The following is a 12,316-nucleotide window of genomic DNA, read 5'->3' on the forward strand; positions in this document are numbered from 1 at the left end:
TCAGCAGGCCGAGCCGGAAATCCAGCCACAAAAGCACGCTGACGATGCCGAACAGCAGCACGATGTCGCCCACCGACATGACCGACGTTTCGAGGAATTCCTGCATCGAATTGACGTCGCCCTGCAGACGCGACATCAGCCGCCCGACCTCGGTCTTGTCCATGAAGCTCAACGAGACCCGCTGCAGGTGGCTGAACATGGCGCGGCGCAGATCGGACAGCACATTTTCGGCCACCTTGCCGACGACGCTTTCCTGCACATAGCTGGCGGCATAGTTGATCAGGATAATGACGGCGAAAGTGATGATCGAGGCGATCATCACCGATTGGTCGAGCTTGCCTGCCGTCATGCCGTGGTCGATGGCGTAGCGGATGACCAGCGGGATCGCCAGCTGAGTCAGCGTGAACACGAGCACGGCGGCGACCGAGATGAAGATCCGGCTCCGATACGGCTGCACGAAGCTCCAGATGCGCCTGACGATGCGGGGGTCGTAGGCCTTGCCGAAGACTTCTTCCTCGTCGCGATGCGAGCCCACGACGGCCCTTGTCGGCCGGCGGCTGGTATCTTCCTTGTCGTCGTCGGCCTGTGTCGACATCATGCGGCTCCCGCCACGACAGGCCGCTCATCGTCCGGTCGCAGCTGCAAATCGTAGAGCGCGCGATAGCGGCCACCGAGCGCCAGCAGTTCCTCGTGCGTGCCGCGCTCGACGATCCGGCCGCCCTCGACGAACAGGATCTGGTCGGCATGCATCAGCGAGCTCAGCCGGTGCGAGATGATGAGCGTGACGCGATCCTTGGCGAAGCGCTTCATCGCCGCCCGGATGCGCTGTTCGGTACCGGCATCTATTGCCGCGGTCGAATCGTCGAAGACCAGCACCGATGGCCGCAGCATCAGGCTCCGCGCAATGGTCAGGCGCTGCCGCTGGCCACCGGAAAGCGACGCGCCGCGCTCGCCGACAACCGTGGTGTAACCGGCCGGGAGGCCCATGATGTAATTGTGCAGCTGGGCGTACTCGGCTGCCTGCCCGATGCGGGTCTCGCGCGCCCAGGGATTGCCATAGGCGATGTTGTTCTCGATCGAGGTGGTGAACAGGAACGCGTCCTGCTGCACGACGCCGACGGCTTTGCGCAGCGATTGCAGCGTCACCTCGCGGATGTCCTGGCCGTCGATGGTGATCGTGCCCGAAGTGACGTCGTAGAAACGCGGGATCAGATGCGCGATGGTCGACTTGCCGCTGCCCGGTGGGCCGACAATGCCGATGGTCTCGCCGGACCGGGCCTCGAAGGAGATACCGGACAGCGTCGGCCGGCCGCCCGCGCCCTCATAGCGAAAGCCGACATTGTCGAAGCGCAGCACGCCGTCGCTGACGACGAGATCCCTGGCGCCGGGCGCGTCCTCGATGTCGAGCTCGGCGTCGAGCAGTTCGAACAGCCGGGTGCCGCAGGTCGAGGCGCGGGCGAAGGAATTGACCATCAGCCCGAGCTGGCGCACCGGCATCTGCAGGATGGTCATGAAGGTGAGGAACTGCGCCAGCGTGCCGACGCTGATCTGGCCTGCGATCACCTTCTGGCCGCCGAACCACAGGACCAGCCCCATGGCGGCCAGGAACGAGAAATTCATGGCGCTGGTGTTGGCGACGCGGATGTCGACGCGCTGATTGGCGAGGTCCAGTGCATCGCGCTTGGCGCGATCGAATTTTTCCAGCTCATGCCGCTGCGCTGCGAAGGCCCGCACGACACGGATACCGCCGAGGTTCTCATCCATCACCCGGCTCAGCACCGAGAGGCGCTCCTGCAACGTCAGCCAGGTGCTGCGCAGTTTGAGCTGGGTGACCGAGGACCGCCAGGCGACGAAGGGCACGAAGCTCAGACTGAGCAACCCGAGCACGGGATCGGTGCTGACCAGGAGATACGCGCCGACGCCGATCAGCACGCCGAGCAGCACCACGCGCAAAATGCCAGTGGAAAAGAACATGCGCACGCCGTCGAGATCGAGCAGGCCGAGCGTGATGAGATCGCCGGTGTGGACCCTGTCGTGGTAGGCGAAGCTCAGGCGCTGGATCTTCTCGTAGAAAGCCAGGCGCAGTTCATAGCCGGTGCGGTGGCCGACGGCCTCGCCATAGTAGTTCTGCGCCATTGTGAAGAGGCCGCGCAGGATCGAGACGACGAGCAGCGTCAGCGCCGTATTCCACAGCGCCTGTTCCGCGGCAGCGCCGGCACCCGCGGCCATGACGCCCTGCGCCTGGTCGATGGCGCGGCCCAGCAGGCGGGGAATGAAAAGCTGCAAGGTCGCGGCGATGAAGGTCGAGACGATGGTGATGGCGACCTGCCAGGGATGGCGCAGCGTCATGCGCACGATGCGGAGCAAGGTGCTGAGGCCCTTGCCCCAGGAGGCTTCCGCCACATGGGCAAACGATTTGCCGCGCTCCGGCGCGCCGCCGATTGCTTGCGTGTTCAAGGGAAATATCCAAACCAATCCGGAGGTTAGTCCGGACTAATAAAGCAGACTCAATTCAGATGGCACAATGGTACGCGTGTCCGACTTGGCCGTTCAAGAGCCAATTCCGGTATCGCACTGTGCCTGAACGGAAAGCGAGCATGCGACTGCGATCCGGCTGGCACCAGCGACGGAATCCTCTTGCTGAAGGGCGTTGGCCGGACGAGGCCAGCATCCGGCTGTACGCAAGCGACGGCCGGACGGCGTGCGATCTTCCATCCGGCCGGAATCCGGTCTGCTAGAGCCGGATGATTTCAGGTCGAATCGAGCTGAAATCTGAATCCGTCTCTAAATCAAAGAGATAGAGTATGATGTCGTCCGAAAACCGCTTCACACTTTTCGGCATCATGCTCTAGGCAGGTATCAGGACGGCGATACGATGGACGCCGACCTCCTTGCTTGTGTTCGTGGCCTCGTCGGTCTTGCCTTTGGCGCAGGTGTACATGTCGCCTTCCTTGAGCTTGAATTCCTTGTCGGCTTTCTTGATCGTGAATGCGCCTGAAGTAATGGTGCAGACCATGTCATTATCCATCACCATCTGAGGCGCGTGTGCGCCGGGCTGGAACACCACGTCGACGATTGCGATGCTCTTGTAGGCGGGAATGTCGGAGTCGCCGGTGCTGACCTCAACCGCCCTGACACCGGGCGCAATCTCCTTGCCTTCCTTCGGGCCGTATTTCTTGACCTTCGCTGATGCCGCCAGGGTGAACAGAGGCGTTATCGCGGCAGCCGTCACACCCAGAGCAATTGCAGACCTGCGATTCATGGTTTTCATTGCATCCTCCCACATGTTCGTCACGAACGAATGTGCATGACCACAATATATTAGCATGAACGAATATATTTGTATGCGAGGAAACACCCAAGCCCAGCGCGGGACCAGGAACTCCGGGCTTCCAGTGTCGGCAAATCAGCACGCCATGACAATGTTGCACCGCCTCGCCAGCCGTCGGAGAGGTTCCATGCATCGGACGACCTGCCTGCCGCTGAAACCGAGTTGCCGCGGGCCTTCGTACTGCTGTTGAGCCGTTCAAAAACCCTGGCCGTGCCGCCAGCAGGCGATCCGGTGGCCGGCCGCGACCTCCATGGCTGATGGTTCCGCCTTTCGGCAGTCAGGCAGAACCAGGGGGCAGCGGTCGGCGAAGGCGCATCCGGTGTTCGGGACACCGGTGGCCTCGATCTCGGCTGGAGCGGATAGTTTCGGCTCGGCCTCATCGGAAGAAGCGGCTAGCAGCAGGGCGGTATAGGGGTGGTTGGGGCCTTTGAAAATCTGGTCGGATGAACCGGTTTCGACCAGGCGTCCGCGATAGAGCACGCCGATCCTGTCGGCCATGTAGCGCACCACCCTGAGGTCGTGGCTGATGAACAGATAGGTCGTGTCCTTGTCGCGCTGCAGGTCGTTGAGCAGGTTGAGAACGGTCGCCTGGACGGAGACGTCGAGCGCGGAGGTCGGTTCATCGAGCACGACGACCTTCGGCACGCCGGCGAAGGCGCGCGCGATCGCCGCCCGTTGCCGTTGGCCCCCGGACAGCGAGCGCGATTTCTGCTCGGCCGTGGCGCCGGCGAGACGGACCGATGCCAGCAGGTGGCCGACGCGGGCTCTCACCTCGCTGCCGCGCAGCCCGGCGAGCCGGCGCAGCGGGCGGCCGAGGATGCGGCCAATCCGCTGGCGCGGGTTGAGCGTGCGATCCGGCGACTGGAAGACCATCTGCACGTCGCGGCGTTCGGCAAGGTTTCTCTTCTCGACGCGCGGCGCGACCGTCCTGCCGAACAGTTCGACCGATCCGGCGCTGGGCGCCTGCAGGCCGGTGACGATCCTTGCCAGTGTCGACTTGCCCGAACCGGACTCGCCTATCAGCCCGAAGGTTTCGCCCTGGCCGATGTCGAGATCGATGCCGTGCAGCACTGGCTGGCTGCCGAAGGCATGACTGATGCCTTTGCAGGCGATCGCGACCCGGCGTTCTTTTGGCAAGCCGGCGTCTTCGCCTTGGGCTATGGGGTGCGCTGGCACGCCGTCCGTCTCCGCCAGTCTTCCGTCCCGCTTGGTGTAGTTGAGCGCCGGGATCGAGGCGATGAGCGCCTTGGTGTAGGCGTGAGAGGGGTTGTCGAAGACATCGCCCGCAACGCCGCTTTCGACCACGGTTCCCGCCTGCATCACCGCCACCCGGTCGCAGGAGCGGCGGATCATGTTGATGTCGTGGCTGATCAGCAGGATGCTGGTTTTGTGATCCTTGCGCAGGTCGGAGAGGATGGCGATGATCTCGGACTGGACGCTGGCGTCGAGCGCCGTCGTCGGCTCATCCAGCACCAGCAGCGACGGGTCGAGCGCAATCGCGATGGCGATGTTGGCGCGCTGCTGCATGCCGCCGGAGAGTTCGTGGGGATAGAGATCCAGCACACGCTCCGGATGGCTGACGCGGACCCGGCCGAGCAGTTCGGCCGCACGCTCGCGCGCCTCGTCGAGGCGAACCGGGCGGTGCCGCATGATCGTCTCGGTGATCTGCCGGCCGATCGTCATGCTTGGATTGAGCGCCGCGCCCGGATGCTGGTAGACGGCCGCGATTTGATTTCCCCTGAGCCGGCGCAGTTGCTCGGCGGAAAGGTCGCGGATTTCGCGGCCCTGGAATTCAAGCGCTGAGGCCGCGATACGGGCGTTCTTCGGCAGATAACGCAGGATGGCGAGCGCCACAGAGCTTTTGCCCGATCCTGACTCGCCGACCAGGCCGAGCGCTTCGCCTTCGCGGATGTGCAGCGACACGCCGCTGACGGCGGGATGCGATCCCTTGCGCCCGTCATAGGCGACGGACAGCTGGTCTACGTTCAGAACCGAGGAGGACATGGAGACTTGAAACCACTTTCTTCGAGCGCTGCCATCGAGGGCAATCGCTTCCGCTTTCGGAGTGCATTATCTCTATAAAATTACTCGGATTAAGCCGAAGCGCAATCTACCTTTCATGCCTCAGGAGAGATTGTCGCCGTCTGCCGAGGCAGCGCGACGGTCTCCGGAGCAGATCTGGAAGGAGGCCGTCATGGCTCGAGACCACATGATCCTCAGCGCATTCTTCTTCAACCCGCAGGGCGATCACCGGATGTCGTGGCGCCATCCCAGGGCGCCGAGGCGGGAGGTGCTGGACTTCGAATTCTACCGCGATCTCGTGCAGGCGGCCGAGCGCGCCAGGATCGACACCATCTTCGTCGCCGACCACGTTTCGATTTGGGATTCGGTCAAGAGCGGCGTCGCCCACTACGCCAATGCCCGCCTCGAACCGCTGACGCTGCTCTCGGCGCTGGCGGGCGTGACCAAACATATCGGCCTGATCACCACGGCATCGAGTTCCTACAGCGAGCCCTACAATGTGGCGCGCATGTTCGCCTCGCTCGACCACATCAGCAAGGGCAGGGCGTCGTGGAACGTCGTCACCTCGGCGATGGACGAGGAGGCGCGCAATTTCGGCCGCGACGGCAATATCGAACATGCGTTCCGCTACGAGCGTGCGGCCGAATTCCTCGATATCGTCAAAGCGCTGTGGGACAGCTGGGAAGACGAGGCGCTGCTGATCGACAAGGCGTCGGGCTATTTCGCCGACCCCGACAAGGCCCATCCCATCGATCACAAGGGCAAGCACTTCAAGGTCCGCGGCCCGCTCAACGTCTCGCGGCCGCCGCAGGGCCATCCGCTGATCGTCCAGGCGGGCTCCTCGGAGGACGGCAAGAACTTCGCCACCGCCCAGGCCGATGCGCACTTCGCCATCTACAGCACCAAGGAAGATGGCATCAAATACCGTCAGGATATCAACGAGCGGCTGGCCCGCCACGGCAGGCGGCCGGAGAGCTTCAAGATCCTGCCCGGCATCCTGCCTGTTGTCGCCGCCTCCGAAGCAGAAGGCCGGGAAAAGCAGGAATACCTGCAGACCTTGCTGCCGGATCAGGTCGGCATCGACCTTCTGTCCAGCTGGAGCGGGTTGGACCTGTCGCTGTTCCCGCCGGACGGGCCATTGCCGCCGCTGCCGGACGAGAGCACGTTCAACGGCGGACGCACGTCGCTCAACCGGGTCAAGCAATGGGCGAAGCAGAATCTCAGCCTGCGCGAGATCGCCCGCAAACTCGCCAACAGCGGTTCGGTGCCGACCGTCGCCGGCACGCCGGTACAGATCGCCGACCAGCTGCAGGACTGGTTCGTTTCCGGTGCCGCCGACGGCTTCAACCTGATGTTCCCGCTGCTGCCCGAGGACTGGGTGAATTTCGCCGACCAGGTGGTTCCGGAGCTGCAGCGGCGCGGCGTGTTCCCGACCGAATACGCGCCGGGAACGTTGCGCGACCGCTTCGGCCTGGCGCGACCAGCCAATCGCTTCGCCGAACAACGCGACAATGCGCGCGCGGTGTCCTGACGTCAGGCCGGGAGAACGATCATGACCGTTGCACCAAGATTGCAGCCCCGCGAAGCCACCGCGCCGCAGCTCGTCAATGTCCTGCACAGCCCCAAGCGCGTGCGCGTCAAGTTCGGCGGCCGCACCATCGCCGACAGCCGCAACGTGCTCGTGCTGCGCTCCAACCATTTCCTGCCGATCTATTTCTTCCCGCCGTCAGCGGTCGACCCGTCGGTGCTGAGACCCTCACTGCATCGCGAACCGCACCCGGTCGGTGGCGAAACCGCCTATTGGGATATCGACAGCAGTGACAGGCGCAGCGCCAACGCGGCCTGGGCGTTCGTGTCGCCACCGGATGAAAACCTGGCGCCTCTGGCCGGCCGCATCGCCTTCACCTGGAAAGCCGTCGACCAATGGTTCGAGGAGGAAGAGGAAGCCTTCGTCCACGCCCGCGATCCCTATGCACGTATCGATGTGCTGCAGAGCTCCAGCCATGTGCAAATCTGGTTCGACGGCGAGCCGATCGCCGACAGCCACCGTCCGGTGCTGCTGTTCGAGACGCATCTGCCGACGCGTTTCTATCTGCCCGCGGAAGACATCAATCTGGAGCGGTTGACGGCCTCGGCCACCACGACGCGATGTCCTTACAAGGGCATCGCCTCCTATTGGTCCGGCCTGCTGAGCGACGGCTCGGTGCGCCCTGACATCGCCTGGAGCTACCGGGATCCCATAGAGGAAATGCCCAAGATCAAGGGTCTCATCGCGTTCTATCCGCAGGCCGTCGACCGCATCCATGTCGACGGCGAACCCGTCGCATAGCTTTCAATCTTCATTTCAAGGCAGGGTTTCACCATGACCAAACGCAGAGACATCGACGCAGTTCGCAACCTGTCGGGGGACATCTGGAATGTCGCCGTCGACGAATATCAGGGCGGCTTTCTCAAGCGCCGCGATCTCCTGAAGTATGCCGCACTGCTCGGCCTGACCGGCTTTGCCGCCTCGCAGGGGCTAGGAGGCGCGCGCGCTGCAGCCGCAGGAGGCGGCACGGTCCGTGTCGGGCTAGGCCAGCCGACCAAGGCGATCGATCCGGTTTCGGTCACCGATCCGGCCAGCATCGGGGTGATCAGCCAGATCGGCGAGTATCTGATCCTCGACGATCCGAAGGATGGTCTGCAGCCGAAGCTGGCTCTGTCCTGGGAAGCAAACGAGACGGCCAGTCGCTGGACCTTCAAATTGCGGCCAGGGGTGAAATTCCACAATGGCCGCGCGGTCACCGCTAGGGATGTTGTGGCGAGCTTCGAGCGGCTGGTCGATCCGGCCAGCGGCTCGTCGGCGCTGTCCGCCTACAAGGGCATCCTGTCCAAGGGCGGCGCCAAGCTGGTCGACGACGAAACCGTCGCCTTCGATCTCGACGGCCCAAACAGCAACTTCCCTTTCTATGTCTCCTCAGACGTCTACAATGCCGTCATCCTGCCGGCCGACTATGCCGGCGATTTCGAGAAGACGTTCAATGGCACCGGCCCGTTCAAGCTGGAATCCTTCCGTCCCAAGCAAGGCGCAAGCTTCGTGCGCAATGAGGACTACTGGGGCGACAAGGCGCTGCCCGACCGGGTCGAGATCAAGTTCTTCGACGACGAGCAGGCGCAGGTGCTGGCGCTGCAGGCCGGCCAGCTCGACGTCATCCCGAGCACGACGCGCCTGGAGCTGGCGATCGAGGGCAATCCCAATTTCAAGCTGCTGAGCGTGCAGGCAAGCTCGCATGATCAGGTGCATCTCAGAACCGACCAGGCGCCGTTCACCGACAAGCGCATCCGCCGCGCGCTGGCGCTCACCATCGACCGCGAGGCGGTGGTCAAGGGCCTGCTGAAGGGCCGCGCCATCGTCGGCAACGACACCCCGTTCGCGCCGATCTTCCCATCGGCCGATCCGTCGGTGCCGCAGCGCAAGCAGGACATTGCGGAAGCCAAGCGGCTGCTCGGCGAGGCGGGTGTGCCGAACGGCTTCGAGGTGACGCTGACCACCGAGCGCGCCTATGACATTCCCGACTATGCGGTGATCATCCAGAACTTCGCCAGGAAGGCCGGCATCGACGTCAAGCTCAACGTCCTGCCGCAGGACGCCTATTACGGCTCGGCCACCTTCGGCAGCTCGCCCTGGCTGGATTCGGTGCTCGGCATCACCGACTACGGCCATCGCGGCACGCCCGACATCTTCCTCAACGCCACGCTGAAGAGTTCGGGAGCCTGGAACGCGGCGCATTTCAACAACCCGGCCTATGATGCGCTGCTGCTCGACTACTCTAAGGCGCGTGATCTGCAGGCACAGCGCCTCGTTGCCGGCAAGATCCAGACCTTGCTGCTCGACGAGACGCCGGCGATCATCAGCTACTTCTCGCAATACAGCCGGATCGTCAGCTCGAAGGTCGAGGGCGTGCGCTTCACCGCGATCTCGCATCTGCTGCTCGACCGCGTTTCCTTCGTCCAGGCATGATCGCGACATGCTGACCGGTCGCATTCTGTCAGCGCGTCTGGGCACACTTGTCCTCACGCTGTGGCTGGTCAGCATCCTGGTGTTCTTCGCCGGGCAGGTCCTGCCCGGCGATGTCGGCCGTGTGATGCTCGGGCCTTTTGCCGATGCGCAGGCGGTGGCGGAACTGAACAAGCGGCTGGGCACCGATCAGCCGGTTCTCGTCCAGTACTGGCTCTGGTTCAGCAAGGCCGTCACCGGTGACTTCGGCACCTCGCTGTCCATGCGCGGGCCGGTGGCGCCCTTCGTGCTGGAAAGCCTCAAGCGCTCCGCCGCCCTTGCCGGCATTATTCTGATTTTTCTCATTCCGCTTGGCGTTGGTGCCGGCGTCGTTGCCGGTCTCAATGCGGGCCGCTTGATCGACCGGCTGATCGTGATGGCAGGCGTCTCCTTCGGCATTGTGCCTGATTTCGTTTCTGGCCTGATGCTGCTCATCGTTTTCGGCCTGTGGCTGAACTGGTTCCCGATCTCCGGTGTTGCGCCCGATGGCGCGGGCTTCTGGACGCATGGCTATTATCTGATCCTGCCGGCGCTGCCGCTGGTGCTGAACCTTGCCGGCTACATCGCCCGGATGACGCGGGCAGGGGTGATCGAGGCAATGGCCGCCGATTATACGCGCACCGCCGTCCTGAAAGGGCTCGAGCGGCGCGAGATCATCTTTCGGCACGTGCTGCGCAACGCGCTGACGCCGACCATCGCGGTGCTGGCGACGCAGACCGGCTACATGCTTGGCGGGCTGGTGGTGATCGAGGCGCTGTTCGGCATCCAGGGGCTTGGCAATCTGGTTCTGAATGCGGCCAAGGCACGCGATTTCCCGATGCTCGAGGCCGGCGTGCTGGTGATGGCGGCAATCTTCGTGCTGTCGGCGGCGGCCGGCGACCTCGTACTGGCGCTGCTCGATCCGCGGCAACGCCGCCGGACCTCGCCATGACGGATCTGGCCGAGTTTCCCGCACCGAGGCGCGCCGTGGCCGGCTTTCCGGCAGTGCGCCGGATCCGCAGTGCTTTCGCCGGATTGCCGCCGTCGGTCGTGGTCGGATCGCTGCTGCTTCTGTTCTGGGTCGTGTGCGCCATAGCAGGCAACCTCTTCGTTCCCTACGATCCCTATGCCGAGGATTTCCTGGCGATGCTGACGCCGCCCGACGCGCTGCACTGGTTCGGGACCGATCAGCTCGGCCGCGACGTGCTGTCGCGCATTGTCGTCGGGTCGCGGGACATCCTGCTGGTTGCGCCGCTGGCGACGCTGGCCGGTGTCGCCGCCGGCAGCATCATCGGGTTGGTGCTCGGCTATTTCGACGGCCTGGTCGATGCCATCGGCGCGCGGCTGCTCGATACGCTGATGGCGTTTCCGTTCATCGTTCTCGTCACCATGACGCTGGTGGCCATCGGCCCGTCCAATCTAACGGTCGTCCTGGTGATCGGCATCGCCTACGCGCCGCTGGTGGCGCGCACCGTCCGCGCCGCCGTGCGCGAGCAGAATGAGCGCGACTATGTCAGCGCTGCGCGGCTTGGCGGCGAGGGCCCGCTCGCCATCATGTTTCTGGAGATACTGCCCAACATCAGGGAAACGATCTTGATCGAGCTGGTCACAAGGCTGGGCTACGCGTTCTTCTCGATCGCGACGCTGAGCTTTCTCGGCCTCGGCATTCAGCCGCCATCGGCCGATTGGGGGCTGGCCGTCGCCGACGGCTATGGTTTCCTGACCGGCGGCAAATGGTGGGTCGTCGTCTTCAATTCCGCGGCAATCGTCTCGCTGGTGATGGCAACCAATCTGATCGCACAAGGCATCGGCGCCTTCGAGAATAGCGATGCATGAGCCTGGATTGGGCGCGTCGAAAAATCTCTTTTGCATTGAAGCCTGACGCGCATCCTTATATCGCATGGCTATGAAGAAAATCGGTTTCCTGTCGTTCGGGCACTGGACGCCCTCGTCGCAATCGCAAGTGCGCTCGGCTTCGGACGCGCTTTTGCAATCCATCGACCTCGCCGTCGCCGCCGAGCAACTGGGCGCGGACGGGGCCTATTACCGCGTGCATCATTTCGCCCGCCAGCTCGCTTCGCCGTTCCCGCTGCTGGCAGCCGTCGGCGCCAAGACCAGCCGCATCGAGATCGGCACCGCCGTCATCGACATGCGCTACGAGAACCCGCTCTACATGGCCGAGGATGCGGGCGCCGCCGACATCATCGCCGGCGGCCGCCTGCAGCTTGGCATCAGCCGTGGTTCGCCCGAGCAGGTGATCGATGGCTGGCGCCATTTCGGCTACGCGCCGCCGGAAGGCAAGAGCGACGCCGACATGGCAAGGCACCACGCCGAGGTCTTCCTCGAGACGCTGCGCGGCGAGGGCTTCGCCCAGCCCAATCCGCGGCCGATGTTCCCCAACCCGCCCGGCCTCTTGCGCCTCGAGCCGCATTCGGAGGGTTTGCGCGAGCGGATCTGGTGGGGTGCGGCCACCAACGCCACGTCGGAATGGGCCGCGAAGCTCGGCATGAACCTGCAGAGTTCGACGCTCAAATTCGACGAGAGCGGCAAGCCGTTCCACATCCAGCAGGCCGAGCAGATTCGGATCTATCGCGAGGCCTGGAAAGCGGCCGGCCACAGCCGCGAGCCGCGCGTCTCGGTCAGCCGCAGCATCTTCGCGCTGGTCGACGATCGCGACCGCGCCTATTTCGGTCGCGGCAATGAGAGCCGCGACCAGATTGGCTATATCGAGGAGAACACCAAGGCGATCTTCGGGCGCAGCTACGCGGCCGAGCCGGATGTGCTGATTAAGGAATTGGCGCAGGACGAGGCGATCGCCGAGGCCGACACGCTGCTGCTCACCGTTCCGAACCAGCTCGGCGTCGACTACAATGCGCATGTCATCGAGGCGATCCTGACCCATGTCGCTCCAGCGCTGGGCTGGCGCTGACGCCGGATCGATCAGGGCC

Annotated in this window: 10 protein-coding genes; 6 read left to right on the forward strand and 4 right to left on the reverse strand. The window is 64.0% G+C overall.

Translation table 11 applies throughout. From position 1 onward, the window contains the following. The 4 genes from EOB49_RS18720 to EOB49_RS18740 all read right to left on the reverse strand — a co-directional run. The coding region (locus EOB49_RS18720; RefSeq protein WP_245472753.1) for an ABC transporter transmembrane domain-containing protein at positions 1-595 on the reverse strand (595 nt) is incomplete at its 3' end. Continuing rightward, on the reverse strand, positions 595-2,457 hold the full coding sequence (locus EOB49_RS18725; RefSeq protein ID WP_127381857.1) for an ABC transporter ATP-binding protein: 1,863 nt from the start codon (positions 2,455-2,457) through the stop codon (positions 595-597). The genes EOB49_RS18725 and EOB49_RS18720, both read right to left, overlap by 1 nt. 391 nt (positions 2,458-2,848) lie before the next feature. Further along, positions 2,849-3,286 (reverse strand): hypothetical protein, encoded by a 438-nt coding sequence (locus EOB49_RS18735; RefSeq protein WP_245472754.1) that lies wholly within the window; start codon positions 3,284-3,286, stop codon positions 2,849-2,851. Positions 3,287-3,526: 240 nt separating this feature from the next. Continuing rightward, positions 3,527-5,335, reverse strand: a complete 1,809-nt coding sequence (locus EOB49_RS18740; RefSeq protein ID WP_127320793.1) for an ABC transporter ATP-binding protein — start codon at positions 5,333-5,335, stop codon at positions 3,527-3,529. A gap of 190 nt (positions 5,336-5,525) precedes the next feature. Between EOB49_RS18740 and EOB49_RS18745 the strand changes: the two genes are divergently transcribed. From EOB49_RS18745 to EOB49_RS18770, 6 genes are all read left to right on the forward strand, one after another. Then, positions 5,526-6,884 carry an LLM class flavin-dependent oxidoreductase gene (locus tag EOB49_RS18745; protein WP_127381858.1) on the forward strand — a complete coding sequence of 453 codons (1,359 nt, stop codon included), beginning with the start codon at positions 5,526-5,528 and terminating at the stop codon, positions 6,882-6,884. A 21-nt stretch (positions 6,885-6,905) separates the two neighbouring features. Beyond that, entirely contained in the window at positions 6,906-7,682 is a 777-nt protein-coding gene (locus EOB49_RS18750) for a DUF427 domain-containing protein (protein WP_127381859.1), read from the forward strand. A 33-nt stretch (positions 7,683-7,715) separates the two neighbouring features. After that, the gene (locus tag EOB49_RS18755) at positions 7,716-9,353 is read left to right on the forward strand and encodes an ABC transporter substrate-binding protein (RefSeq protein WP_127381860.1); all 1,638 of its coding nucleotides are present in this window, start codon (positions 7,716-7,718) and stop codon (positions 9,351-9,353) included. Positions 9,354-9,360: 7 nt separating this feature from the next. Further along, entirely contained in the window at positions 9,361-10,320 is a 960-nt protein-coding gene (locus EOB49_RS18760) for an ABC transporter permease (protein WP_127381861.1), read from the forward strand. Further along, positions 10,317-11,204, forward strand: a complete 888-nt coding sequence (locus EOB49_RS18765) for an ABC transporter permease (RefSeq protein WP_127381862.1) — start codon at positions 10,317-10,319, stop codon at positions 11,202-11,204. Before EOB49_RS18760 ends, EOB49_RS18765 begins: the two co-directional genes overlap by 4 nt. A gap of 70 nt (positions 11,205-11,274) precedes the next feature. Continuing rightward, positions 11,275-12,297: an LLM class flavin-dependent oxidoreductase gene (locus EOB49_RS18770; protein ID WP_164781731.1), complete on the forward strand. Its 1,023-nt coding sequence runs from the start codon at positions 11,275-11,277 to the stop codon at positions 12,295-12,297. The last annotated feature ends 19 nt before the right edge of the window (positions 12,298-12,316 follow it).

This window comes from Mesorhizobium sp. M7A.F.Ca.MR.148.00.0.0, assembly GCF_003997735.1.
GTDB lineage: Bacteria > Pseudomonadota > Alphaproteobacteria > Rhizobiales > Rhizobiaceae > Mesorhizobium.